Source organism: Streptomyces sp. E11-3 (assembly GCF_046540415.1).
Taxonomy (GTDB): Bacteria; Actinomycetota; Actinomycetes; order Streptomycetales; family Streptomycetaceae; genus Streptomyces.
The window spans coordinates 2,724,058-2,749,681 of sequence record NZ_JAZGRL010000001.1; the positions used below are offsets into that span (position 1 = coordinate 2,724,058).

The following is a 25,624-nucleotide window of genomic DNA, read 5'->3' on the forward strand; positions in this document are numbered from 1 at the left end:
GCGGCGGGCAGGCGACGCCCGGACCCGGGAGGAGGGTGAGCGGGAGAGGGGTGGGGGTGGTGAACATGACGGACTCCCGTGAGGTGAGGGGTTGTTGAGCTCGCTCACGCGGTGGTGATGGTGGTGGTCGGTGTGCCTGTCTCCCCGGCGCGGCGCGCCCTCCCCCGGGGCAGGGGGTTCCAGGGCACGCTCACGCGATGCGCTTCCAACTCCGGCGCGTGGCTAACTGGTTACCTAATGTAGAGCATCACGGAGTACGTGTACTACCTTTGCCGAAATTCCCTGGTGGACCGATCAGCGACCAGCGAGGCAGACTGATCCCGCCGCCAGGCTGGAAGGGAGGGCCATGCCGCCGAGAAGCACGCCGACAGAGCGCCAACGGCGCCTCGGCTCGGAGCTGCGCAAGATGCGCACCTCCGCCGGGATGACGACCGAGTTCGCCGCCGGGCTGCTGGGGGTCCCCCGCACCAACATCCCCAACATGGAGTCCGGCCGCTCTGGCATCAGCGCCGAGCGCGTGCGCATACTCGCCACCAACTACGGCTGCGTGGACGAGGCGCACATCGAGGCCCTGGCTACCATGGCCGCCGAACGCGGCAAGGGCTGGTGGGAGCAGTACCGGGGCCAACTCCCCGCCAGCTTCCTGGACATCGCCGAACTGGAGTGGCACGCCAAGCGGGTGCACATCGCCCTGACCGTGCACATGCCGGGCCTCCTGCAGACCGAGGAACACTCGCGAGCCGTCTTCCAGGCCGTCATCCCCCGGCTGCCCGCCGCCGAGATCGACGTACGCACGGCCCACCGCATGGACCGCCAGCAGGTGCTCGACAAGCCCGACCCGCCCGCCATCGACCTGATCATCCACGAGGCCGCCCTCCGCATGGAGTTCGGCGGCGGGGCTGTTGCTCGGCGGCAGTTGGAGTACATGCTGAAGGTGTCCGAGCGTGGCACCGTGACCGTACGGGTCATCCCGTTCAAGGCTGGGAGCTTCCCCGGAGCCGGGCAGTCGGTCATCTACGCCGAAGCAGCCGTCCCCTCGCTCGACACCGTGGAGCTGGACAGCACCCACGGTCCGGAGTTCCTGGACACGGATATACAGCTCCAGAAGTACCGTGCGCAGCTCGAAGCGATGGAGGCCGCCGTACTCTCCGAAGCCGCCTCGCGAGACTTCATCCGTACGCTCGCCAACGACCTCTAGGAGACGTCAGCCGTGCCGACCATCAACTGGGAACAGCCGTACTGCGGAGAAGGCGCGAACTGCTTCCGGCTCGGGACCGACGACGACGGCAACGGCTACATCGCCGTCGCCGGACAAGAGGACCGCCACCTCACCGACACCCACGAAGCCCTCCGCACCCTGATCCGCGACATCAAGGCCGGAAAGGCCGACCACCTGCTGTAGCCGGGGATCCGGTAGGGGCCCCCGGAGCGGGACGTGTCAGGACACCGGCCCTCGCCCGTCCCGCAACCGCCCGGCGAACGCCCGCGCGGCGGCCAAGTCCCCGACGTTCGGCCGCTGCCTGTGGATACCGCCGACGAGCTTGAAGGGCGCCCAGGTGTCGAACGCCCGGCACGAGAAGCTCCCGTCCACCTCAAAGCCCTTGCCTTCGAGGAGCTGGACCAGAGGGCGGGTGAAGGGCGCGAGCGGCATCTCGGGGAGCCCGCTGGTGGCGAACACGAACGCCCGGCCACGCTGCCTGGTGGGCAGTGCCTTGACGAAGTCGGTCAGGCGGGGGTGAAGCCTGCCGTAGAAGACGCCTGAGCCGAATCCCACGAGGTCGGCGCCGGTCAGCTCCGCCAGGTCGGCCTGCTCGGGGGAGACGACCTTCGCGCCCAGTACCTGGGCCATGCTGTCGGCGACACGGCGCGTATTGCCGTGCGACACGGAGGCGCACACGATGACGGCCTTCATCCTCACGATCCTTTCTCTCGCTTTCGCCATGAGGACAGCGCGGCGGCGTCAGATGTGACACCACTCGGGCGTGATCGCGGACACACCATGTGGGTACAGCGGCTTCGCACCGCCCGGCTCGGCCCCTGCGCGCGGCCCAACCGACTCCGTGGAGGTGCTGCGCGCGCTTCGCGATCTCGAAGGGGACCGGTGAGGCCCCCACTCGCTGATATCCTATTCCGGAAACGTATATACGCATGCCTCCTGGAGGCCGTCATGTCCCGCACAGTGATCGACCTGGACGACGAGGCGCTGGCCGACGCCGCGCGACACCTGGGCACCACCACCAAGAAGGACACCGTGAACGCGGCGCTGCGCGAGATCGCCGACCGCCGCCGCAGGGCCGCAGCAGTGGAACGCATGCGCCAGATGGTCGCCGACGGCGAGATCGACTTCTCTGCCATCGAGACGGTCGAGGCCGGGAAGCCGCATGCGGGGCGGGGGAAGTCCGCCGCGTGAGCGAGACGTACCTGATCGACACCAGCGCCCTCATCCGCCTCTACCGAGGGCAGACAGGACCGGCCTGGGACGAACTGGTCACCTCGGGGCTCGTCGGCCTCTGCGAGCCGGTGCGGCAGGAGTACCTGCGAGCGGTCGGCGGCCGACCCGCCTACTACGAGGCGGACGGACTGCTCAGCGAGACCTTCCCCTACTACGCCATACGGGATTCCGTCTGGGATGAGACCGCCGCCCTGCAACAGAGCCTCGCGGACAAGGGCTGGCATCAGTGCGCGAGCCCGGTGGACCTCCTCGTGGCCGTCACCGCCCAACAGCACAAGCTCACCGTGCTGCACCAGGACGGCGACTTCGAGACCATCGCACGTGCCACGGGCCAGCCCGTGCGGCGCATCCTCGACTGACTCCTCCGGACCCGCTCAGGCGATGGGGCCGGGCCTGGGGACTCGGTCCCTGGCCCGACCCTCCGGGAACGTACGGCGGGCTAGCTCGACGTGTCGCTGGAGCCGGGGCCGGACTCGCCGCGCGGGAAGGAGACCTCCACGCGGCGGTTCTTCCTGCGGCCCTCCTCCGAGGAGTTGTCGGCGATCGGGTAGTCCTCGCTGTAGCCGCGCACCTCGTACGTGACCGATGGGCCGAGGCTCTTGGACAGCTGCTGGTGTACGGCGTCGGCGCGCGCTTTGGAGAGCTTCTCGCCGTGCTTGTACGAGCCGAGGTTGTCCGTGAACCCGAACACCCGGACCTTGGTGCCCCCTTGGGCCTCGATCTCCGCCGCGATGTCCTTGATGCGGGCGTTGGCCTGGGGGTTGAGCTTCGAGCTGTCCTTCGGGAAGAGGACTTCGGCCTGGAGGGAGAACTTGACGTCGGAGGGGGTGTCCTCGCGGCGCTCCTCGCCGCCCAGGTCTTCTACTACGGACTTGATGTCCAGGACCTTGGCGGGGGCGAGGGTGGCACCGTCGCCCAGCTTCAGGCCGGGCGAGTTGGCGTCCACCTTGGGCGGGGCGCTGCTGGTCGTCGAGCCGGGGGGCACGCTTGGGTCGTCTTCGGCGTGGGCTACGCCCATGGTGAGGGTGGCTAGTAGGGCGACGGCCGTGACCGTGGTTATGGCTAGACCGGCTGGTCGATGGTGGTGAGTGAGTGCGTGGTGCATGGGTCACTCACCCTCGGAGATCTCGATGGTGGCGGGGTCCAACTCCCCGATCTGGAAATCGACCTTCGTGCTCGACTCAGCGGGGGCTGGGAACTGGGCAAACCACGTCTTCTCCTCGTTCGCCTTGATCCCGCCGGAGAACTTGGTGCAGAGGCACCGCCCCTGTGTGTCACGCAGGATGAGGTACTTCTTCTTGCCCGCCCTGTCGACAACGCTGGCGCCCGCCATCGAAGCTGAGTTTCTGGCCAACTCCTTCTCGTCACCCCGCCAGGAGGCCGGGTTGAAGCGCCTGCTACCGCCGTTCTTCAGCTTGCCTGAAACAGTGAGGAAGCCGCCCTCATCACGCACAGCGGAGTTGACCGTGAGCGTGATGTTGTCCCCGCCCGTTACCTCGGCCAGGACCTCGTCCTGCGCAGGCGCCTGGGTGTCCCCCGCCTTGTCCTTGCCGTCTCCTTCCTTGCCCTCCTGCTCAGAGGGCGACGAGGAGGAGCCCGTGTTCTCCTTGTCACCGCCGTCGTCGCCGCCCCCGCCACAGCCGGCCACCGTGAGGACCAAGCCAGTCGTGATCGCCACTGCGGTCAGTGCCCTGCGGGCCTTCATGGTGTGCCGTATACCCATCGAGCTGTCTTCCTTCTGTCGTCGTCGCTCGTCACTCAGCCAGATGCACCGAGAAGAGGTCCTTGGCCTTCGGGAGATCGTCGAGATCGAAGTCCTTGGGATCAATCTCCCAGGAACCACTGCCCTCGCAGGCGAACTCCACGATCTCCTTCGGATCGATGGACGGTTCGAAGGTGCAGCGAGGCTCGATCACGGCCGTTGCGTCGGCCGTGGCCTGCATGTCCTCAGTACCAGGGACCAGCGAGTCGCCCACCGCGTAGTTGGTCTCGATCCGGGCCTTGAAGGCAATCTTGCCGTTCACCTGCGTCGGTTCGAGTCCCAGCAAGGTGGAGTCGTTCGCGCCCGCTAGGTCCGCGGCGGACCCGAACGGGTCCTGGCCCCAGGGACCCTGGCCGTCAATCAAGTCGGCCCAACCGCCGTTCCCGATATCGTCGAGCAAGGCATCTGCCAACTGATCGCGGACGTCCTGCGCGGCAGCAAGGGCCGCAGCGTCGGCAGCAGACTGAGCTCCACTGCGCGCCACGGCCCCTTTGGCGAAGACGAAGAAGACGAACGCAACAAAGAGCAGAATCCCCACCAGCCAGATGTACAGCGGGAGAGTCTGCCCTTTGTCGTCGTGCAGGCGGAGATGCATTAGCCGCCGGTGATCTGGTCGACAGCGTCCCCGATCGCGCCGGAGATCGTGTCCTCCAGCCCCAACGCGACCACAGCAGCCACGATCGCCGCAATCAGAACCAACAGCCCCGCATACTCCACAAACCCCGCGCCCTCGTCCGCCACGTTCCCCCGCATCCGAGAGACCACGGTGTTCTTCCAGTTGCGGATGCTGTTCGACATGATGATGTTCCCCTCCGGGTTCACTGCCGGTGCCGGATACGACACCAGGAACGTATGCCGGAGCGGGGGTCCCAGCGGAGGGCCCGTGGGCCCAACCCCGGGCCCAAAATCTCCTTCGCTCAGCCATGACTCTCGGGCCCCCTCCCGCGCGCCGTGCCCAGCCACACAGCGATGGCTTCGCTGCGGCTGGCGCTGTGCAGTTTCGCGAATATCCGGTTGATGTGGTTCTTGACGGTCTTCTCGCTGATGAAGCAGGTGGCGGCGATTTGCTGGTTGCTCATGCCTGACGCGATGAGATCCATGACCTCCACCTCCCTCGAACTCAGCCCGAATTCCTGCCGGTTGCGCGACCCCTGCGGTGCAGAGTGGCCCGGCAACGACTGTCCCACACTTGATTGCACATGCGAAGTAGCTACTTGCCCGTACGGCGAATCCGAGACATCTGGCCCTGGATTGGCCCGTGGCGCATGCTGTGCAGCCGCATCCGCCCCCGCCCGCGGAACGCCCGTCTCGGACCGCGCAGGCATCTCGTACGCCCGCCCAAGCCCTTCCGGAAGGCTGCCCCCTCCCCCACTCCCAGACGCACGTCCCCGTACCTGCTCCAGCAACGCGCCCTGCGCGGTCGCCGTCAGATGGGCGCGGCCCTCCTGGACGTCACGTACCGCCGCGACCAGCTGCTCCGCCGTGAACTCGCCGTGCACCAGGTAGCCGCGGGCGCCGAGCCGCAGTGCCTCCTGGACGATGGCGTTCTCGCGGCTGTAGGTCAGCATCATCACGGGGGCGACCCGCAGCAGGTACGGCAAGGCGGAGATACCGTCGACACCCGGCATCCGTACGTCCAACAGCACGACGTCAGGGCGGTGTTGCTCGGTGAGGGCCAAGGCCTGGCGGCCGTCACGCGCCTCCGCGACGACCGCGATGTCGTCGCGGCCGTTGAGGAGGGCGGCGAGTCCGGCCCGTACGACCGGATTGTCGTCGGCCACGACTATGCGCAGAGCCGGGAACGCCGCCGACGCGGCGACGGGAACGCCCAAGGGGATGTGCTCGGAGCGGGGTTCGACGGTATGGGACGAGGTGTGCGTACTGCTGTTGTGCGTGCTCTGGTCCGGCATGAGCGGCCTCCTCTCCAGGAGTTGGGGGGACGGGTGGAACCGACTGGCGCTAGGTGGTCCTGGTCACCGCCGAGAGCGGGAGATCGAGCCGTACTTCCGTGCCGGTCGCGCTGCGGCCACGGCCGATACGGATGCGGGCGCCGATGGACTCGGCACGTTCGACCATGCCGACGAGGCCGAAGTGACCGGACTTGCGGAGGACTTCCAGGTCGGTGCCGGGTGGGAGGCCCTTGCCGTTGTCGCGGACGCTGATCCGCAGCAGTTCGCCGACCGCGCCCGGCACGACGGCCGCCCGCACCACGACCTCGCTGGCCTCGCCGTGGCGGTGCGCGTTCTCCAGGGCCTCGGTGACGATCGTGAGCAGGTGGCGGGCCACGGCGTACTGGACCGCGGGGATGCGGGGGCTTCCCTCACCCTGCGGGTCGAGGCGGGCCGCGATACCACCCCGTGCCGCGAAGTCCCGTACGCGGGCTTCGAGTTCGTCGGCGACATTGACTCCGTCGACGCCCAGGTCCGCCTGCCTTCGTAGGTCCGCGAGGATCTCGCGGGACTCCGCCGCCGCGCGGCGCGCGCTGCGCGAGACCAGGCCCGCCTGCTCCTTGACCGCCTGCGGGTCCATACGGTCCGCGCCCGCCGCGAGCCCGTCGGCGGCCATCGCCACGCCGTGCAGGGTCTTGGCCACGGAGTCGTGCATCTCCCTCGCCAGGCGGGCGCGCTCCTCCTCGACCGCGTCGGAGACGGCCAGGCGGGCGGTGGCCTCGGAGAGCGCCTGGGTTGCCGTGCCGAAGCGGAACATCAGGTTGCGCAGGGTCACTCCGATGATCCCGGACGCCACGCAGAAGCCGGTGATCAGGAGCGTACTGGCGGGGCCGTGCATGCTGTCCTGCCAGGCCGTGTAGGCGGCGGCGAGCAGGGCGATCTGGGCGGCCGTGTAGATGCCCGCGCCGCGCCAGCCGTACAGCAGGCCCGCCAGCAGGGGCGTACACACGGCGGCGTAGCCCAGGGTCGAGTCCGGGGACGCGGTGAGGAGCAGGACCGCGCCGAAGACGAGGTCGATGCCCATCAGCCAGCGGTGTTTCAGGACCAGGGGGCCCAGGGTCTCCCAGTCGCGGAGCATCGCGTACGAGCCCATCAGGCTGAGGACGACGGCCGCGCCCACCAGCCAGCTGCCGACGCTGCCCTCGGCGCGGTTCAGGGCGAAGGGGGCGCCGATGACGATCAGGGCCAGGCGGAAGCCGAAGACTTGGCGGCAGAGGGCCTGGAGGGCGCTGAGTTGGATGTCGAGGCTGGGGGGTGGGGCGTCGTCTGCGACGGCGGAGGCGGGGGTGCTGTCCGGGGGTTCAGCACCCCCGTGCAGCACGGGGCCGCCGGTGGGCCCGGGGTGCGCGCGGCGCGGGCTGTTTCGGGCGGGGCGGAAGTTGCTCAGGGCTGCGGTTGGTGGGGGTTGGGGTTCGGACATTTCCCCCACCCCGCCCCTTCCCGAAAGTCCTGCGGACGGCTGAACAGATGGCCTCAAACGCCGGCCGGGCTGGATATTGCCGGACCCGGGCTGGATTTTGGCGGACCCAGGCTGAATGGGTTCCATCTCAGCCCCCCAAGATCGAGCCGAAGTCCGTGTCCGAGCCCAGGAACATGCCGCAGACGATCAGGATCAGCGTCGCGGGGACCATGAAGATCAGGGTGACCATCGTCGTGTTGGGGATGGTCTTCGCGGCTCGGCGGCGCGCGGTCTGGGCGTCCGTGCGGCGCATGTCGTTGGCGATCTGGATCAGGGTCTCGGCGATCGGGGCGCCGAGCTCCTCGCCCTGCTGGAGGGCGGTGACGAACTGGGAGACCTGTTCGCTGGCGTTGCGGCGGCGGAGCTCTTCGAAGGCCTGGCGGCGGGAGACTCCCATGTCCATCTGGCGGAGTGTGATGCGGAGTTCGTCGGACCAAGGGCCTGTGTAGCGTTCCGCTACGCGTTCGAGGGCCTGGCGGAAGCCGAGGCCAGCCGAGACCACGACCGCCAGGACGTCCAGGAAGTCGGGCAGGGTGCGCTCGATCTGCTCCTTGCGCTCCTTGATCGCCTGCCAGATCAGCGCGTCGGCGGCGAACGCGCCGAAGGCGAGGGCGAAGAGGGCGAAGACCGGGACGCCGCCCGCGAACATGGACAGGGCGGAGACCACGCCGAAGATGCCGTAGACGGCGCGGCGGGCGGCGTAGCGGTCGATGGTGAGGCCGCCGGGGTTGCCCGCCTGGTCGATCTTGCGGCGCTTGTCGTCGACCCTCTTGGGGCCCATGAGGCGCAGCACCGGTGGGGCGTCGTCTGCGACGGCGGAGGCGGGGGTGCTGTCCGGGGGTTCAGCACCCCCGTGCAGCACGGGGCCGCCGGTGGGCCCGGGGTGCGCGCGGCGCGGGCTGTTTCGGGCGGGGCGGAAGTTGCTCAGGGCTGCGGTTGGTGGGGGTTGGGGTTCGGACATTTCCCCCACCCCGCCCCTTCCCGAAAGTCCTGCGGACGGCTGAACAGATGGCCTCAAACGCCGGCCGGGCTGGATATTGCCGGACCCGGGCTGGATTTTGGCGGACCCAGGCTGAATGGGTTCCATCTCAGCCCCCCAAGATCGAGCCGAAGTCCGTGTCCGAGCCCAGGAACATGCCGCAGACGATCAGGATCAGCGTCGCGGGGACCATGAAGATCAGGGTGACCATCGTCGTTTTGGGGATGGTCTTCGCGGCTCGGCGGCGCGCGTTCTGGGCGTCCGTGCGGCGCATGTCGTTGGCGATCTGGATCAGGGTCTCGGCGATCGGGGCGCCGAGCTCCTCGCCCTGCTGGAGGGCGGTGACGAACTGGGAGACCTGTTCGCTGGCGTTGCGGCGGCGGAGCTCTTCGAAGGCCTGGCGGCGGGAGACTCCCATGTCCATCTGGCGGAGTGTGATGCGGAGTTCGTCGGACCAAGGGCCTGTGTAGCGTTCCGCTACGCGTTCGAGGGCCTGGCGGAAGCCGAGGCCAGCCGAGACCACGACCGCCAGGACGTCCAGGAAGTCGGGCAGGGTGCGCTCGATCTGCTCCTTGCGCTCCTTGATCGCCTGCCAGATCAGCGCGTCGGCGGCGAACGCGCCGAAGGCGAGGGCGAAGAGGGCGAAGACCGGGACGCCGCCCGCGAACATGGACAGGGCGGAGACCACGCCGAAGATGCCGTAGACGGCGCGGCGGGCGGCGTAGCGGTCGATGGTGAGGCCGCCGGGGTTGCCCGCCTGGTCGATCTTGCGGCGCTTGTCGTCGACCCTCTTGGGGCCCATGAGGCGCAGCACCGTGGGCGCGAAGCGGATGCCGAGGCGGTCGATCGCGGAGGCGGGGGCGGAGACGCGGGTGGCTCCGACCTCCAGGGCGAGGGCCAGGTCGCCGGGGAGTTTGGCGTCGGCGCGGTACATCCGTACGCCATGGAAGACGCCCGCGACCGAGAGGGCGAGGACGAGCGCGAGGGCGAGGCTCAGCATGTGGGGTTGGCTCCTCTCGGATCAGACGTCGATTTTGCCGAGGCGGCGGATGACCACGAACCCGGCCGCGTACAGGCCGAGCGAGATCAGGATCAGGACCTGGCCGAGCGTGGTGCCGGTGACACGGGAGAGTGCGCCGTCGTTCATCGTGTTCAGCATGAGCATGGCGCCCACGCCCAGGCAGGGGATCGTGAAGGCGGTGGCGTTGACCTCGGAGAGCATGGTGCGAACCTCGCGGCGGGTCTCTTTGCGCTCTTCGAGGGTCTCGGTGAGGTTGCGGAGTGAACCGACGATGGTGCCGCCTGCCCGGTTGGAGAGGATCAGGGTGGTGACGAGGACGACCAGTTCGCGGGACGGGAGGCGTTCGGCGAGTTCGTCGAGCGCGTCCTCCAGGGAACGGCCGACAGCCAACTGGGCGGAGACCGTCGCCAGTTCGTCGCCCGCTGGGGCTTCGAGTTCGTCGGCGGCCATGGAGAGTGACGTACGCAGGGCCAGGCCCGCCGAAGTGCCGTTGGCGAGGAGGCGGGCCAGGTCGGGGAGTTGGTTGATGAACGCCTCGATGCGCTTCTGGCGCTGCCAGTTGAGGAACGTGTTGGCGCTCCAGAGGCCGACCAGGCCCGCGATCGGGCCGAAGAACGGGGCCAGGACGTTGGCGGCGATCAGCCAAAGGGCGACGACCGTGGCGAGCATGTAGACAAAGAACTCGCCGGGGGTCAGGTCCAGGCCGGTGGCGGCCAGCTTGAGCTGGATCTTCTTGCCGAGGCGGGTTCGGCGGATGCGGCGGTCCACGGCGGTGAAGCGGCGGTTGCGGCCGAGCGTGTGGTGGCCGGTGGCGGAGAGGCGGTCCTCCAGGGCCTGGCGTTGGGCCTTGCCGGAGAGGTAGATGTGCAGACCGGCTATGGCGAAGACGGCACAGAGGAGGGTGGCGCCCACGGCGAGGAGGGCGGGGTCCTTCAGGCCTGCCAGGCCCGCCAGGTCTGCGGCGAGGGTGATGGTCGCGTACGACGGCGACGTCGCGTCCGTCGGGGCCATCAGCCTGCCGCCTCTCGGGTGTTTCCCAGCAGGAGGTCCGCGCCGTTGCCCTCGCGGTCGTCGAACACGCCGAACGCCGGGGGGATCGGTTCGTTCGCCAGATAGAGGCGGTCGGCGATGCGGCGGGGCAGCGGAAGGTGGCGGAACTCGCCCCGTACGACACGGTCGGCCGCCATCGGCTGTGCCTGGAACGCGGACACCGTGGTGATCTTGAAGCGTTCGCGGCCGTGCGAGACCAGCAGCGTGATCTCGGTGACCTTGCGGGTGCCGTCGGCGAAGCGGGTCAGCTGCACGACGACGTCCACGGCCGAGTTGATCTGGTCCCGTAGCGCCTCGAAGGGGATCTTCACCTCGGACATCGAGCCGAGGGTCTGGAGGCGCATCAGGGCGTCCTCGGCGGTGTTCGCGTGGACGGTGGCGAGCGAGCCGTCGTGGCCCGTCGACATCGCCTGGAGCATGTCGAGCGTCTCGCCGCCACGGACCTCACCGACCACGATGCGGTCCGGGCGCATACGGAGGGAGTTGCGGACCAGGTCGCGGATGGTGATCTGGCCCTTGCCCTCGACGTTCGGCGGACGCGACTCCAGGCGGATCACGTGCGCCTGCTGGAGCTGGAGTTCGGCCGAGTCCTCGATCGTGATGATGCGCTCGTGGTCGGGGATGAGCGCGGAGAGTGCGTTGAGGAGGGTGGTCTTCCCGGTGCCCGTACCGCCGGAGACGATCACGTTGAAACGGGCGCGGACGAAGCTGGAGAGCAGCATCAGGATCTGCTCGTCGAGCGAGCCCATGCGGATGAGTTCGTCCAGCTTGTACGGCCTGGGGAAGCGGCGGATGGTGAGGGTCGCGCCGGTGAGGCTGAGCGGGGGGATGATGACGTTGACGCGCTCGCCGGANCCCGCCCGAGCCCCCTCATCCGCCGCGTTCCCCGCCAGCGAGTACGTGTACCCGTACAGCACGCACTGCCACAGGATCGCGATCACCGCGAAGATCAGCGGCGCCATCCCGGCGAACTCCAGCGTCACCGCGCCGGAGTCGCCCCGGTCGCCCCGGTCGCCCCGATCTCCCCGGTCACCGCGTCGGCGGCGGAAGCCGATCGCCCCCCGGTCACCCGCCAGGCGGCTGCCCTTCGCCGCGGACGCGTCCCCGTCCGGTTTCCGTACGAGGCCGAGCTCCCCCGCCAGCCCCCACAGCGCCTGCTTGACCGTGCTGCGGCTGTCGAGGTCCTGCATCCGGCCCGCGTCGACCGCGGACTGGAGTTCCTTGAAGTTGGAGGGGACGGTGGTGCGGGCGACCCTGGTGCCGGTGATGCGTTCGACCAAGGGGGGTTGGATCTCCGTGTTGCGGGTGTGGCGGTTGACCACCGTCACCGTCTCCTCCGCCTTGCGGATCTGGAGGCGGTCCCACATACGGACCATGCGTTTGGCGGCGCGTACGGCGACCACGTCGGGGGTGACCAGCAGGACCGCCTGGTCGGCCATTTCGATCGCGGCGGCGTTGGCGCTGGTCATCTGGGTGCCGCAGTCGACGATCACGACCTCGTAGCGGTTGCGCAGGGCACTGACCGCTTGCCTGGCCACCCGGTCGGTGACCTCCTCGCCCCGCTCGCCCTCCCCCGGCGCCAGGAGCAGGCCGATGCCGGTCGGATGGGCGAAGACCGCGTCCTGGAGGACTCGGGGTGAGATGTCGCTGATTCCGGCCAGGTCGACGATGGAACGGCGGAACTGGACGTCCAGGTAGGAGGCCACGTCGCCGGATTGGAGGTTCAGGTCCAAGAGCGCTACGGAGCGGCCGGACGCCTTGGCGGCCAGGGCCAGTTGGACGGAGGTGAGGGTCGCGCCCACGCCGCCCTTCGCTCCGGTGATCGTCACGACCGTACCGCCGGGGCCTGAGAACACGTCCGCGCCGCTGGTGAGGTGGCGGCGTACGCCGATGGACCAGGCGGCGGCCGTCTGGACGCGGGCCGCCAGTTCCTCGTAGCCGAGCGGAAGGCCGATCAGGCCGCGGGCGCCGGAGTCCATGGCCGCAGTGAAGAGGCCGGGGCTGGCGTCCGCGGTGATCAGGACGACGCCCACGGCCGGGAAGCGAAGGGCTACCTCTCTGATCAGCTCCAACGCCGGTACCGGGCCGATACGTTCGTGGACCAGGACGACCTCGGGCAGCTCGTCGACCGACTCGCTCGCCAGGCGCGCGAGGGTGTCGAGCAGCGCCGTCGAGTCGGTGACGGGGAGCGCGGGCTCCGCCTCTGGGAGTTGGCTGAGGAGGGTGGAGAGGGAGCGGGCCGCGTCCAGGTCACCTACGGCGGGGAGTATGCGGGTGGTCACCAGGTCCCTCACTCACTTGTCGTCGTCGAGGGTGTAGCTGCGGTCGCCCGGACTGACCGGGGTGTCGCCGCCTTGGGAGATCAGGGCGAGGCGTACGTGCGTGGCGAAGGACTCGGCGTAGGCGACCCGTTGGGCGTCCAGGGTGTTCAGGGCGAAGGTGATCGGGACGGCGTCGGTGGCGCGGTTGCGGCGGCGGCTGTCGCTGTTCGGGTCGAGCGGCGTGAGCTTGCCGACGTCCAGGACCTTGGCGTTCTGGACGATGACCTTCGACTGGTCGTCGGCGCCTTTGTTGTCGCCCTTGTAGGTGGCGAAGATGTTGACCGTCGCGCCGGGGGTGATCTTGCCTGCGACGCCCGTGGCGGCGTCGATCATGATGGCGATCTCCTGTTCGCCGTCGCCGAGTTCGGGCCGCTTGACGATCATGTCGCTCTGGAGGAGCGAGCCCTTGCGGAGCTGGGTGACGGCGATCTTTCCGCGGATCTCGGCCAGGTCGGTCACGGCGTTGTCCGAGAGCCAGCGTTCGGGCATCTCGATCTTCTCGAACTGGGCGGTGCTCAGCTCCTTGTACGGCGCGATATCGCTCTTGAGGCGGTACGCCGGGACCTCGGGACCGACCTTGGAGTTCACGTCGCGGATCACCGAGATCACTCCGACGAACGCGCCGATGGCGCACAGGACGGAGACAAGCAGCAGGATGATGCCGCGGCGCTGGCGAGAGTTCATCGGTCGGACAACCTCGATCAGGGACGTTACGGACGCTTGCGGGACGGGCTGTGCGCTGTGCTGTGCCGTTCACGATCACGTTCTTGCGTAGCTGTCGAGCTTGTCGGGTTCCTGACGGGTCCCTGTCAGGCCCCGGAGGCAAGGACACCTCTCGGGGCCCTTTGGTTCTCGGGTGGCAGGAGGGGCGAGGAGCAGAAGCCGCAGCGGTCGCCTATCAACTCCAGGCCACACCAACGGCATTCCTCGCGCCGGACGGAGGCGACCAGCTGATAGAGCACGGAGATGTCGGGGATCGCCGCCGCGAACTCGATCAGCTTGCCGGTGGCCCACCAGCGGGCCGACTCGGCGGGCAGCGGTACTTCGCCGATGCCCTGGACCTGCCAGGACGGGGCGAGGGTCTGGGTGACCCAGTCGCTCTGCAGCTGGCCGCTCGCGGTGAGCAGGTGCGTACTGAAGTCGGGCCCGGCCAGAACCGCTTCCTGGCGGCTGCGTCCGCTACCACTTCGGCCTCCGCCTCCGCCTCCGCTTCCGCTTCCGCTTCCGCTTCCGCTTCCGCCGAGTTTGGTGAGCTGGGGCTCGGGGTTGGCCAGTACGGCGAACTGGGTGCCGGGGACCCAGGACTTGGCGTGCGACTTGAGGCTCACCGGGACGCGGTCCAGCTTGGTGACCGAACCCAGTACGGCACCCGCGTAGACGTAGTGCGACAGGAGCCGGGCCGCCGAGGCGAGCACGCCGGGGCTGAAGTCGCAGATGGAGAGCTGCCGGAGCTGCAGCGCGAGCGCGGCGACGCCGAGTGGCGGGAGGTCCAGGCCGAGCAGGGCGATACGGTCGGACTCCAGGACGGAGCGGACCGCGTGCAGGCGGTGGATGGCGGCGGCCGGGAGGGACGCGGGGTAGAGCGCGATGACGTAGCCGTGTTGTTCCAGGAGGCCGTACATCTCGGCGAGCGACTGCTCCAGGGAGTAATCGCCTTGCGGAGCCCTGCCCTTGGCCGCCCTGCTGGATTTATCCGGCTCGGGCGAGTGCAGGACGACGGCCGGCGGGGTCTGCCGGTCGGGTGACGGCAGGGCCAGGTCCTCCCTGGTGACGGCTATCGCGGTCGGCACGTTGCACACCTCCTGCATCGCTCTGCCTCTGCACCATATCCACGTGATGCCTCCCTCAACACTGGATCGGGATAACTCCTGGTGAGTTCTTGATCAGCGGAGGGTGAGGTGGAGGCGGTTTGAGGGTGGGGCGGAGGCTGTTCGCGAGAGGTCTTGACAACCACATTGGTCTGGACCAGATTGCTTCGGCGAGTCCCCCCACACACTCGGAGGCACCAGTGGACCGCATCTCACCTGTGCTCAGAAGACCCTGGAGACCGTGGACCAGCGCCCTGACCGCCATGGTCGGAGCAACGGCACTGATCCTCACCGGACTTGCCACGGATGCCGCGTCCGCACCCGCGCCCCTGTCTGAACCCCTGGCCGACGCCAACGCCGACGTCAACGTCGTGAAGAACGCGGGCTTCGAGTCGGGCCTCGCGGGCTGGACCTGCGCCGGGGACAGCGGAGCCACCGTCTCCTCGCCCGTGCACGGGGGCGCCTCCGCACTGCGGGCCACCCCGGCCGGGCAGCAGCACGCCGAGTGCACCCAGACCGTCGCCGTACAGCCCAACTCCACGTATGAGATGAGCGGTTGGGTCCAGGGTGGGTACACCTACCTGGGCGCCAGGGGCACCGGGACCACGGACGTGTCCACCTGGACGCCCGACTCCGGGGACTGGAAGCGGCTCAACACCTCCTTCACCACGGGTCCCTCGACGACCTCGGTCACGGTCTATCTGCACGGCTGGTACGGGCAGGCCGCCTACTTCGCCGATGATGTCTCCGTATACGGGCCGGACGGCGGGGGTGGCGGAGACCCGGACCCGGAGGTTCCCGGGGTGCCTTCGGGGCTGGCGGTCGGGGCGGCGACAACGTCCTCGATCGACCTGTCCTGGGCGCCGGTCACCGGCGCGACCGGCTACCACGTCTACCAGGACGGCTCCAAGGTCCTTACGGCGAGCGGCGCTTCGGCGACCGTGACCGGACTGGCCGCGGACACCTCGTACTCCTTCCAGGTCAGCGCGGTCAACGCGGCCGGTGAGTCCGCGAAGTCGGCGGCCGTGACGGGGAAGACGCGGCCCTCGGGTGGCGGCGGAGGCGGGGGCGATGTGCCCAAGCACGCCGTGACCGGCTACTGGCAGAACTTCGACAACGGCGCGACCGTACAGAAGATCCGGGACGTCCAGGACGCGTACGACATCATCGCGGTGTCCTTCGCCGACGCGACGGCCACGCCCGGCGAGATCACCTTCAACCTCGATCCGGCCGTGGGGTACGGCTCCGCCGCCGAGTTCAAGGCGGACATCCAGGCGAAGCGGGACGCGGGCAAGTCCGTGATCATCTCGGTGGGCGGCGAGAAGGGCAACGTCACCATCAACAGCGACGCGTCCGCCGCCGCGTTCGCCAACAGTACTTACGGGCTGATGCGGGAGTACGGCTTCGACGGGGTCGACATCGACCTGGAGCACGGCATCAACTCGACCTACCTGACGAAGGCGTTGCGTCAGCTGTCCGGTCTCGCGGGCTCCGATCTGGTCCTCACGATGGCACCGCAGACGATCGACATGCAGTCGACGTCGACCGAGTACTTCAAGACGGCACTGAACGTGAAAGACATCCTGACCGTCGTCAACATGCAGTACTACAACAGCGGTTCGATGCTCGGCTGCGACGGCAACGTCTACTCACAGGGTTCCGTCGACTTCCTCACCGCCCTCGCCTGCATCCAGCTCGAAGGCGGCCTCGACGCGTCCCAGATCGGGCTCGGCACTCCGGCGTCGACGCGTGGCGCGGGCAGCGGCTACGTCGACCCGTCGGTGGTGACGGCGGCGCTCGACTGCCTGGCCAAGGGCACCCGGTGTGGCTCGTTCAAGCCGTCCCGTACGTACCCGGACATCCGGGGTGCGATGACGTGGTCGACCAACTGGGACGCGACGGCGGGCAACGCGTGGTCGCGGGTGGTGGGGCCGCACGTACACGGTCTGCCGTAACCCTTGGGTCACGGCCTGCCGTAACCCTTGGGCTGGCGTCCCCCAGCCCTCTCCGGACCCGCAGCGCCGCCGCTCCCCCGGCGGCGCTGCGGTGGGTCCACCCCCCGGGGGCGCGCTGCGGTGGGTCCACCCTCGGCGGGCCTGCGGTGGGTCCGCCCCGGCGTGCGGGCGTCGGCGGGACCCCCGTGCCCGCNGCCGAAGCCCGGGTTGTGCGGGGGGTGCTGCTGGTCCATGTCGGAACATCGTACGGGGGTGGTGGGACGAGGCCGCGACGTGGTAGGTACGGTCCGGGACCGCGACCCGAGACACCCTCACCGGAACGGGATGTTGAGCCAGGGGCTCCCCGGCTCCGACGTCAGGATTCGGTGTGCGGCGAGCATGTCCTCGTACCAGTCGCCGAACTCCTCATCGTCGAAGTGGAGGCAACGGCCGAGAATGTAACCGGCGGAGAAATCCTGCCAGGAGCGGTGCTCAAGGGCTGCCTTCTGCCCCGCCTTGGTGACTGCGGACTCCGCCTCCTGGATGGTGCAGAACCGCGCTCCCAGTCCCCAGCGGGCCATCTTCGAGGCCCGGCCCAGATCCCAGGCGGCCACGGAGGAGACGTACCGGTTCTCGTCCAGCAGCCCATCCGCCCTGAACCGCGCCTCGTACCGGGTGATACGCCCGATGAGCCGCTGCACGCCCTCGACGCGGGCCTCCACCACCGCCTCGGGCTGGGGCTCGGTCTTCGTGACGCCCTCCGGGCTCAGCACCGTGACGCCACCGGCCCGCTCGCGAAGTATCCGGGCTGCTGCCTGGCGCCAGTAGCCGGGGTCGACATGCCCGCCGAAGTCCCGGGCGATCCCATGCCGCACATTGAGCACAAACTCCCATACGGGGCTGGAGCCCTCGCATTCCAGGAGCTGCTGCTGGTAGTGCTGCCACTCCTCCCGAGTGGTGATGCCCCACCAGTCGCGCAGCCGCGCGCGCTCCCTCGCGTACCCGTTGCCGTGCCAAGCCATGGCATTCCACAGGGAACCGTTGCTGACGCAGAGAAGAGCGCCGCAGGCGAGCCCGTGAGCGACGGGCCCGTGCAGCGGGCCGCCGACCCGAAGTGCCCGCAGTCGCCCCGATTCCTTGGGCTCTCCTACGCGCTTGGCGTATTGAGCCCAGGCAGCGGTGTGCGGCAGCGCGGCGGGCAGGAACGCCTCGCACGGGCTACCGGGATTGACCACGATCAACGGGGGATCCTCCGGCACCCATACCTCGGTGAACCAGCGCAGCCGCTGGCTACCGAAGACACGATCCGGCTCCGGCGTGGGCAGCATTCCCGGAGTGAACACCTCCCACCAACGGTCCGATGTCTGCGGATTGGAACGGAAGACGGGATGCACGCTGCCGGGCGCGAAGTCGGTCCGCTCCCGCCGCACCTCAAAGAACAGCCGCGTCCGCGCCAACGCGTCGAAGTACGCACCCCAGTCCCCGCGAACCTTGGCCTCGAACAGCGCCTGCTCGTCCGAGGTCGGCGGGGTCCAGGAGGGTGACTGCGCAGCCCCGAACCCGGCCGGGGGCGGTCCGAACGACATGAACTTCCTCTGAGTTGTTCTTCCATCTCGCCTTCCGCTTTCAGCGAGATCCGTGGGCGCCATGGTACGAGAAAGTCAGTCCGCTGTATCCCAGCCGCAGAGCTCGGCCACTTCTGCGATTGCCGCAGTGATCTCATCACGTACAGGTGCGGATGTGACTCGGAGCATTTCAAGGGCCTCTCGGTCAAGCGGCTCGCCACCTCCATGAATGATCGATTCCATGAAGGCGTGCTGGGCATCCTGCTCCAGCTGCTGGAGCCTTCCGACCGGTGGTTCAGCCTCCCCATGCCGCACGAACACGGCTTGCTGCCCACTCATCCTGAAGTCGAGACTAGATAGAATGGTTTCCAGTGTTTGCCCCGACATCTCGGCACGCCTGGGGTCAGGATGCAGGCAAACAGAGATCGCATTTACAGCGAGTAGGATGGCTTGAGCTACAAGGAACTCCGGGGAACCCGGATCGTCTTCAGCGAGCGGATCATCCTCGTCAAACATGAGCTCAGCTTCCTCGAGGACCTCCACTGCCGACTCCTCTGACTGCCCTCCAGAAAGCACACCCCACGCAACCCCAAGGAGGCGGGTGAGCTGATCCTGCTGCTCTGGAGTACCGAGTTGCGCAAGGCCACTACCGCGCTCCGCGCAGGCAGCACAGAAGGCCGCAAGTTGCTGATTTGATACGGATCGCAGCGCCTCATAAACTTCCACGTTGCGACTCATATATTCATCACTCTCCCTTTGACCAGAACAATGTGAACGGGGAATTTTGAGGCATGTGGCCCCGAATACCGGCGCCGCCTATCTCAACTCCTCGAACGTCAAGCAAGGGCAAGCATATATCGTTGCAGAAGTTCCGTGAAGCGGCACCGTACACCGCGTGCTCATGTGGCCCAAGAGAGTTGAGGATACCCGCTTCGGCGTGACCCGGGGCCTGCACAAACTCTTCCCCCTCCCGCAGGACCCAACTTGATGGCATGGGTCCTGGGCCATTAATGCCGACCCTGGTTACGTACTGCATTGTTTCCGAGTTGAATACGCCAATGACAGCAGTAGTGCCCTTTTGATCGGCCATGAAGTAATCATTCCGCATGGATTGCAACTCCTCGGCGCGATCCAACGCCAAGAGTGCATCTTGCTTGGTTCCCGGCCCGCAGGCCATTAGCCCAAGAGGGTCTGCCCAGATGAGGGGGTTATGAATATAGGCGGTTGGGTTCGGGGCAGGATCCAGGCCGAGTGGGTCGGGGGTGAGGTAGCGGGCGGTTTCGGGGTCGTAGTGACGGAAGTAGTTGTAGTGGAGGCCGGTTTCCGGGTCGAAATATTGGCCGGGGAAGCGGAGGGGGGTGTAGGTGGTGCTGGTCGATGACCAGGTGGTGGTGCCCCAGAGGGTGGTGCGAGTGTGCCAGGCGATGTCGCCAGATTCGTCGAAGAGTTCGGTGGGGGTGCCGACGAGGTCGGTGACGATGGCGAAGAAGCGGGTGTCGATTTCGGTCTGGGGTGCGTTGGCTGGGGTGAGGCGTTCGGTTTGGGCTATGGGGTGTAGGCCCTGGTGGTCCCAGGTGAGGGTGACTGGGGTGGACAACTCCGGGGCTGTAGTCGTCTGTTCGCAGAGAGTCGTGCCGTCCCAGGTGAAGTCCGTTCGCTCGACCACCGTCTCGCCGTCGTCCGCGAGGCGGAGCTTCGCTGTGCGGCGGCCCAGGGGGTCGTAGGTGTAGCGCCAGCGGGTGCCGTACGGGGTGACGACGGCGGTGAGGCGGTCCTCGGCATCCCACTCATAGCGCCAGGTGTCCGGCTTGCGGGAGAGGCGAGTCTTCTGGCGGAGGGTGATGCGGCCTTGCGTGTCGTGTTCGTAGCGGACTGCTCCGGCTCGGGTGATGCGGGTGCCGGTGTAGGCGCGGGGGCCGGTGGCCTCGTGGCCGGGGTGATTGGCTGGCCACGCGGCTGCCGTTTGGTTGCCTGCCTCGTCGTATGCGTAGGTCTCGGTCCAGTTCGCGGCGTGTACGGCGGTGACGCGGCCCGCTGCGTCGAGGTCGAAACGACGCGTTCCTGAGAGTTGGTCGTCGATGCCTGTGAGGTTGCTGTCGGCTCGGTAGGTGTAGTCGCGACGCTGGATGCTGCGGCCCGCGTCCGTGACCTGCTGGGTGGTGAGGCGGCCCAGTGGGTCGTAGGTGTTGGTCAGGGTGGTGGTGTCGCCGATGTGGCGGGCCAGTTCGCGGCCGGTCAGGTCGTGGTCGAAGGTGAGGGTGCGGCCGGACGTGGTCAGCTGGGTGCGGTTGCCCGCGGCGTCGTAGGTCCAGGAGCTGACCGCTCCGGTGGGGGTGGTGCGGCCAGTACGGCGGCCCAGCTCGTCGTGAGTGTGGGTGAGGGTACGGCCGTTGACGGTTTCGGAGCGCAGGCGGCCGTAGCGGTCCCGGAGCAGGGTCAGGTCTGTGTCGGGGCCTGATGCTTGGGCGAGCTGGTCGGTGAGGTCATAGGCAAAGGTGGTGATCGCGCCGCCCGCGTCCTTGCGGATGACCTGGCCGAGTGCGTTGCGCTCGAAGGAGATCGTCTGCCCGAGGCCGTTGGTGCGTGAGGTCAGGTGGCCGGCTGCGTCGTGGGTGTAGGTGAGGGTGCGGTCGTCGAAGTCCGTTTCGGATATGAGGTGCCCGGCCGCGTCGTACGTGTAGTCCCAGGTGAGGCCCTGGGGGTTGGTGACCTGGGTGAGGCGTAGCTCGGTGTCGTGGGCGAATTCGTAGCGCACGCCGTCCGGGCCGGTGCGGGCCGACATGAGGTCGAAGTGGGTGTACTCGAAGCGGGAGACCGCGCCCATAGGGTCGGTGTGGGTGGTGCAGTTGCCTTCGCCGTCGTACGTCCAGGACTCTTCCGTGCCGTCCGGGTTGATACGGCGGGCCAGGTGACCCTCGGGCGTCCACTGGAGATGCGTGGTCGCGCCTAGGGGGTTGGTTATGGCTGTGGGGCGTCCGAAGGCATCGCGGACGTAGCGGGTGGTGGCGCCTAGGGGGTCGGTGATCTGGAGAGGGAGGCCCGACCTGTCGCAGTGGATGTGCGTGGTGTTGCCGAGGGCGTCGGCGATCGAGGTGAGGTGGCCGGACTCGTTGTGGGTGAAGTGGGTGGTCTGGCCGGTCGCGTCGGTGGCTGTGGTGCGGTTGCCGCGTTCGTCGTATGTGTAGCGCGAGGTGGTGCGGTCCGGGGCCACCACCTTCACGGGCAGGCCGAGTTCGTTGTACTCGGCGGTGGTTGACCGGCCGTCGGGGCGGGTGACCGAGGTGAGGTTGCCTGCCTCGTCGTAGGTGAAGGTGGTGGTGCGGCCGAGTGGGTCGGTCCTGGAGAGCAGGCGGTGGTAGGGGTCGCGTTCGAAGCGGGTCACCGCGCCGAGCGGGTCGGTCTCCGTGACGAACTGGCAGGCGTCGTTGATGACGTAGCGGTGAACGTGTCCCTGGCCGGTGGTCGCTGTGGTGACGCGCAGTCCCGTCTCGGGATCGACTCCGTCGTAGTCGACGCGCAGGCGCATGTGCCCTTCCGCACCGCCTTCGGCGATGCAGCGGTCCTGGTCGTCGTACTCGTAGTGGTAGCTCCGGTCGTTGGAGTCCGTCCATGAGGTGACGCGGCCCGCGTCGTCGTAGGTGAACCGCAGGGGCAGACCGGAGGAGTTGGTGACCTCGGTGAGGTTTCCGTCGGTGTAGCCGTAGCGCATCAGCTCCTGGTCCGAGCTGTCATCGGCGCCGCCCGCCAGGTGGAGGGCGGTGACCCGGCCCTCGGTGGTGGTGAGCTTCAGGTGGTAGCCGGAGCCGTGCACGATCGCGGTGGGGGCGCCCTCGGCGTCGTATTCGAAGGTGATCCAGTTGCCGTTGCGGTCGTCGATCTGTACGAGCACCGACAGGTCGTCGCTACGGTCGGTGAAGTGCCAGACCCGGCCGGTGGCGGGGTCGGTGATGGTGTAGCCGCCCGCCTCGCGGTCCAGCGGCCAGCGCGGGCCGTGGCTCGGCAGCACCGGGACACCCGGGGCGGGGTGCGGGTAGACGAGGAGCAGGCCGTCCTCGGCGACGAAGATGACGCCTTCCGAGTCGACTTCCAGACGCTGGTCGACCGTGCTCGACCAGGACGGGCCGAACCAACGCCCCAGCTGGCTGCCGGACTCCACCCGGCGCTTGAACACCAGCGGCAGAGCACCGGGCAGGGCGACATCGGTCTGCGGCAGATACATCTTGCCGGTGGCCAGGTCAATCGGGTCCGAGGGGTCCTCCTCAGGGGACCTGTCCTTCCTCGACGGCCCCGCTGGCCCGTCCGTGGCGTCCGAGACCTCGTCCCGCGCCCGCCGCGACGCCCCGCTCTCCGCCGCCTCCTTAGCCGCCTGCCGCACCCCGCCTCGGGCGAGTCCGGTGCCCTTGGTTCCGAAGAGTTCGGGGAAGAGGCGGCCGAAGAACTCGGAGCGGTCCTTCGTGAAGGCGTCCACGGCCGCGGTCACCATCCGCTCCGGGTGGGCGGCCGTCGAGACCAGCCCGGAGAGTGTCATGGAGGTGTTCTGCAGGTACTCGGCCGGGTGGGTCAGGTTGTACGGGTCCATCGGGTTGACGCCGCGGGCGAAGTTGAGCAGTCCGGCGCCGCCCTTGAGGGCGCCGCTGGCGACGTGGGTCAGCTCGGTCTTCACGGCCCGGTTGGCGTCGGTGAAGTTGTCGCCGAGGCGGTCCAGGGGCGGGGGTTCGGCCGGGGCATGGGCCAGGGCGCGCTTGACCTTGGTCCGGGCCTCGGAGGCGGCGGTGTTGCGCTGCTTGCGGGCCTCGGCGAGGATCTCGTGGGCCCGTTTGATGTCGGCCTTGCCGGGGTCCTTGAAGGGCTCCGGCTTCGGTCCCGGGTCCTCGTTCGCCATGACCTTGATCTTGTAGGCGTCGACGCGCTTGTCGTACGCCTTCGCGGCCTGGTCGGAGGCTTGCCTGCCCTTCTTGTACAGGTCGATGGCGTCCTGTGCCTGGCCCTGGGCCCACTTGACGGTGTCGGCGTACGACTCCAGGGCGCCGGCGGCCATCTCGCAGGCGTCCGCGGCGTGGGCCCACTTGGTGGGGTGGACGCCGAACGTCTTGCGGAAGGTGCCGCCGCCGTCGCCCTTCCAGCCGGATGAGTCGACCTGCTTCATCCCCCGGCCGACCCGGTCGAAGGCGGTGTGGAAGTCCTTGAGGTGCTTGGCACTCTTGCGGATCTTGCCGTCGTTGCCATGGACGAGCTCGTTTGCGTCTTCGGTCTGTCCGAGCTGCTGCTCGCCGGGGGTGGCACCGAGGCTGGAGGCGGCACTGTCGCCCCAGTCCTCCACGGCGTCCGCGGCGCCGTGCAGGCCGTGGTAGTCGAGGACGGTGCCAGCCTTGTTCGTGCCCCAGTCGACGCCCTCGCCGAGTTTCTTCTTGCCGTAGTCGACGCCGTCTTCGAGCTTGCCCAGGCCGTCGTTGACGCCATCCTTGACCTTCCCGCCGAGGTCCTTGGCCTTGTCGCCGAGGTCCCCGAGACCGTCGCCGAGGTCGTCGATGATGCCGCCCATCAGTTCTCACCGCCGTCCGGGTCGGCGTTCTGCTGCTGTTGGGCTGCTTCGGCGGCCTGGGCTGCTTCGGCGCGGGCTTCGGGGGACGGGCCGAAGGTGTCGTCGAGCATCTTGTTGTACTCGGCGTCGGACATGCCGGCGGCGTTGTGGAGGTTCTCAGGGTTGAGGCCAAACGGGCCCACGGTGCGTGAGGTCATGACGTCGCGGCCGGCGTCCTTCCAGCCCTGCGCGCTGTTGGCCGCCGCGGTCTCGAAGGACTCCCTGCTGTAGTCGACGTCGCCGCCATAGACCCCGGAGGCGGCGATGTCGCGCCAGCCCTGCTGCGTGACCTCCTCCTCGGAGGCGTACGGGTTGCCGATCGCCGCGTTGGCGACGACCTTGAAGGTGCCGTCGACGTACTGGTCGGTCTCGTAGTACGTGCCCGCGGCCAGCCCGGTCTTGACGGCGAACGCGTTGCCCTCGTTGATCAGCGACCGCACGCCCCACTCCCAGCGCTCACAGAACGACCCGAACTCCTCCGTCAGCCCCTCGTGCCCAAGTTCCAGCCCCGACAGCGCGATATCACCGAAACCGCGCCCGGCCCCGGCCATGCCGACCATGCCCAGCTCCTTCAGCTCGCCCAGCGCATCGGTCAGGCCCTTGGCGATCAGCCCGAGTCCGGCGGTCTTCAGATCCTCGCCGCCACCGCCGCCGTAGCCGCCGCCTCCTCCGTCGCCGGTCATACCGCGCCCTCCTCGTGGTCCACGGCCGCCACGTCGGGCACGATCCCGCGCACCGGCGGGAAGACCACGCCGTCCTCGCCGTCCGCGCAGTCCAGGGCCACCCCGCACGGCACCCCGGCCGCCGGCACCGCCACATCCAACAGCCGGGCGCCGAGAACCGTCTGGTAGGCCCACTCGTGCCGGGACTCGCCGCGGGCCTGGGCATAGCGGGCCAGGGCCTGTTCGTCGGAGAAGGCGAGGATGAACCGGATGCCGTTGAAGTCCGCGGTCAAGAAGGCGCGTTCGCCGTCCTGGCCGGGCACATCGCCCAACGGCACCAGCACCGCCGTACGCCGGAACTCCCCCAGCACCGCGGCGAACTCCCGCCGACGCGCCGCCGCTTCAGCGCCCTCCGGCGCAGGCCCCGGAACCCGCCCCGCCGCGGGTTCGGGTAGCTGCTCCGCCGCCTCCCGAGGCTCCGGCGACGACTCCACCGGCACCGGCGCGGCAGGCCTGTCCGCCATCTCCACGAAGTCCGCAAGGCGCGACCTTGGAACACCGTTCTGCGGCGGCACGTCCGCCCCATCCCCGTACACAGACATACGATCATCATCACAATCGCATGCGCAGGGACCCTCACCGCCCCCCGTCACGTTCCCGGGCCCCGGTAGGTCAGTCAGTCACTCACTCAGTCGAGTACGGCAAGCGCGTCGATCTCGATCAAGAGGCCTGCGGGGAGGCCTACATAGACCGTGGTGCGGGCCGAGGCGGGCTCCTTGAGGTTCTGGGCGTCGAGGTACTCGTCGTAGATCGCGTTGAACTCCGCGAAGTGGGCCGTGTCGGTGAGATAGACCCGCACCATCATCACGTCGTCCCAACTCGCGCCGCCCTCTTCGAGGATCGCCTTGACGTTGGCGAGGGTCTGGAGGGTCTGCTCGCGCAGGGTCGGGCCCGCGGGGGTCGGGGGCCGGCCATCGGTGGCGGGCAGGAAGCCGACCTGGCCCGCCACTTGGAGGATGTTGCCCTTGCGCACGCCGTGGGAGAACTTGGCGGGCGGGGTGGTGTGGGTGGGGGGCGTGAG

General features: G+C 68.5%; 23 protein-coding genes and 2 pseudogenes. 5 read left to right on the forward strand and 20 right to left on the reverse strand.

Annotated features, from left to right (window positions below; all coding sequences use genetic code 11):
* The first annotated feature begins 346 nt into the window (after positions 1 to 346).
* On the forward strand, positions 347 to 1,198 hold the full coding sequence (locus tag U9R90_RS12240; RefSeq protein ID WP_411056462.1) for a helix-turn-helix domain-containing protein: 852 nt from the start codon (positions 347 to 349) through the stop codon (positions 1,196 to 1,198).
* A 12-nt stretch (positions 1,199 to 1,210) separates the two neighbouring features.
* Positions 1,211 to 1,402, forward strand: a complete 192-nt coding sequence (locus tag U9R90_RS12245) for a hypothetical protein (RefSeq protein ID WP_411056463.1) — start codon at positions 1,211 to 1,213, stop codon at positions 1,400 to 1,402.
* Positions 1,403 to 1,438: 36 nt separating this feature from the next.
* Here the strand turns inward: U9R90_RS12245 and U9R90_RS12250 are convergent, their stop codons facing one another.
* Positions 1,439 to 1,912 carry a flavodoxin family protein gene (locus U9R90_RS12250; RefSeq protein WP_411056464.1) on the reverse strand — a complete coding sequence of 158 codons (474 nt, stop codon included), beginning with the start codon at positions 1,910 to 1,912 and terminating at the stop codon, positions 1,439 to 1,441.
* 255 nt (positions 1,913 to 2,167) lie between these two features.
* Here U9R90_RS12250 and U9R90_RS12255 point away from each other — a divergent pair, with 255 nt between their 5' ends.
* Both U9R90_RS12255 and U9R90_RS12260 read left to right on the forward strand, forming a co-directional pair.
* Positions 2,168 to 2,410 (forward strand): type II toxin-antitoxin system VapB family antitoxin, encoded by a 243-nt coding sequence (locus U9R90_RS12255; protein ID WP_411056465.1) that lies wholly within the window; start codon positions 2,168 to 2,170, stop codon positions 2,408 to 2,410.
* Entirely contained in the window at positions 2,407 to 2,811 is a 405-nt protein-coding gene (locus U9R90_RS12260; protein WP_411056466.1) for a PIN domain nuclease, read from the forward strand. The genes U9R90_RS12255 and U9R90_RS12260 overlap by 4 nt, the downstream gene beginning before the upstream one ends.
* A gap of 80 nt (positions 2,812 to 2,891) precedes the next feature.
* Here the strand turns inward: U9R90_RS12260 and U9R90_RS12265 are convergent, their stop codons facing one another.
* The 13 genes and pseudogenes from U9R90_RS12265 to U9R90_RS12325 form a co-directional block, all read right to left on the reverse strand.
* A complete protein-coding gene (locus U9R90_RS12265; protein WP_411056467.1) occupies positions 2,892 to 3,470 on the reverse strand; it encodes an OmpA family protein in 579 nt (192 codons plus the stop codon).
* Between the two features lie 90 nt (positions 3,471 to 3,560).
* Positions 3,561 to 4,175: a hypothetical protein gene (locus U9R90_RS12270; protein ID WP_411056468.1), complete on the reverse strand. Its 615-nt coding sequence runs from the start codon at positions 4,173 to 4,175 to the stop codon at positions 3,561 to 3,563.
* 31 nt (positions 4,176 to 4,206) lie between these two features.
* Positions 4,207 to 4,809 (reverse strand): pilus assembly protein TadG-related protein, encoded by a 603-nt coding sequence (locus tag U9R90_RS12275; protein ID WP_411056469.1) that lies wholly within the window; start codon positions 4,807 to 4,809, stop codon positions 4,207 to 4,209.
* Positions 4,809 to 5,012 (reverse strand): hypothetical protein, encoded by a 204-nt coding sequence (locus tag U9R90_RS12280; RefSeq protein ID WP_411056470.1) that lies wholly within the window; start codon positions 5,010 to 5,012, stop codon positions 4,809 to 4,811. The genes U9R90_RS12275 and U9R90_RS12280 overlap by 1 nt, the downstream gene beginning before the upstream one ends.
* A 119-nt stretch (positions 5,013 to 5,131) precedes the next feature.
* A complete protein-coding gene (locus tag U9R90_RS12285) occupies positions 5,132 to 6,124 on the reverse strand; it encodes a response regulator (RefSeq protein ID WP_411056471.1) in 993 nt (330 codons plus the stop codon).
* Positions 6,125 to 6,173: 49 nt separating this feature from the next.
* Positions 6,174 to 7,583 (reverse strand): sensor histidine kinase, encoded by a 1,410-nt coding sequence (locus tag U9R90_RS12290; RefSeq protein ID WP_411056472.1) that lies wholly within the window; start codon positions 7,581 to 7,583, stop codon positions 6,174 to 6,176.
* 127 nt (positions 7,584 to 7,710) lie between these two features.
* Positions 7,711 to 8,583 (reverse strand): DUF5936 domain-containing protein, encoded by an 873-nt coding sequence (locus U9R90_RS12295; RefSeq protein ID WP_411056473.1) that lies wholly within the window; start codon positions 8,581 to 8,583, stop codon positions 7,711 to 7,713.
* A 127-nt stretch (positions 8,584 to 8,710) separates the two neighbouring features.
* Entirely contained in the window at positions 8,711 to 9,601 is an 891-nt protein-coding gene (locus tag U9R90_RS12300; protein ID WP_411056474.1) for a DUF5936 domain-containing protein, read from the reverse strand.
* A gap of 21 nt (positions 9,602 to 9,622) precedes the next feature.
* Positions 9,623 to 10,558, reverse strand: a complete 936-nt coding sequence (locus tag U9R90_RS12305) for a type II secretion system F family protein (RefSeq protein WP_411057720.1) — start codon at positions 10,556 to 10,558, stop codon at positions 9,623 to 9,625.
* 74 nt (positions 10,559 to 10,632) lie between these two features.
* Positions 10,633 to 11,517, reverse strand: a pseudogene (locus U9R90_RS12310) (CpaF family protein); the annotation flags it as partial.
* Between the two features lie 6 nt (positions 11,518 to 11,523).
* Positions 11,524 to 12,954: pseudogene (locus tag U9R90_RS12315) on the reverse strand (AAA family ATPase); the annotation flags it as partial.
* Between the two features lie 12 nt (positions 12,955 to 12,966).
* Complete coding sequence (gene cpaB / locus U9R90_RS12320) at positions 12,967 to 13,677, reverse strand: Flp pilus assembly protein CpaB (RefSeq protein WP_411056475.1); 711 nt, start codon at positions 13,675 to 13,677, stop codon at positions 12,967 to 12,969.
* A 125-nt stretch (positions 13,678 to 13,802) separates the two neighbouring features.
* Positions 13,803 to 14,801, reverse strand: coding sequence for a hypothetical protein (locus tag U9R90_RS12325; protein ID WP_411056476.1), 999 nt, complete (start codon positions 14,799 to 14,801; stop codon positions 13,803 to 13,805).
* A gap of 263 nt (positions 14,802 to 15,064) precedes the next feature.
* Here U9R90_RS12325 and U9R90_RS12330 point away from each other — a divergent pair, with 263 nt between their 5' ends.
* A complete protein-coding gene (locus U9R90_RS12330; protein WP_411056477.1) occupies positions 15,065 to 16,756 on the forward strand; it encodes a chitinase in 1,692 nt (563 codons plus the stop codon).
* A 311-nt stretch (positions 16,757 to 17,067) separates the two neighbouring features.
* Here U9R90_RS12330 and U9R90_RS12335 read toward each other — a convergent pair whose 3' ends face one another.
* From U9R90_RS12335 to U9R90_RS12360, 6 genes are all read right to left on the reverse strand, one after another.
* Positions 17,068 to 18,321 (reverse strand): DUF1266 domain-containing protein, encoded by a 1,254-nt coding sequence (locus U9R90_RS12335; RefSeq protein ID WP_411056478.1) that lies wholly within the window; start codon positions 18,319 to 18,321, stop codon positions 17,068 to 17,070.
* 75 nt (positions 18,322 to 18,396) lie between these two features.
* Positions 18,397 to 19,038: a hypothetical protein gene (locus U9R90_RS12340; RefSeq protein ID WP_411056479.1), complete on the reverse strand. Its 642-nt coding sequence runs from the start codon at positions 19,036 to 19,038 to the stop codon at positions 18,397 to 18,399.
* A gap of 7 nt (positions 19,039 to 19,045) precedes the next feature.
* Entirely contained in the window at positions 19,046 to 23,842 is a 4,797-nt protein-coding gene (locus U9R90_RS12345; RefSeq protein WP_411056480.1) for a putative T7SS-secreted protein, read from the reverse strand.
* Positions 23,842 to 24,564, reverse strand: a complete 723-nt coding sequence (locus U9R90_RS12350; RefSeq protein ID WP_411056481.1) for a hypothetical protein — start codon at positions 24,562 to 24,564, stop codon at positions 23,842 to 23,844. Before U9R90_RS12350 ends, U9R90_RS12345 begins: the two co-directional genes overlap by 1 nt.
* The gene (locus U9R90_RS12355; protein WP_411056482.1) at positions 24,561 to 25,067 is read right to left on the reverse strand and encodes a hypothetical protein; all 507 of its coding nucleotides are present in this window, start codon (positions 25,065 to 25,067) and stop codon (positions 24,561 to 24,563) included. Before U9R90_RS12355 ends, U9R90_RS12350 begins: the two co-directional genes overlap by 4 nt.
* Before the next feature lie 164 nt (positions 25,068 to 25,231).
* A partial coding sequence (locus tag U9R90_RS12360; protein WP_411056483.1) for a RidA family protein occupies positions 25,232 to 25,624 on the reverse strand: 393 nt, incomplete at its 5' end.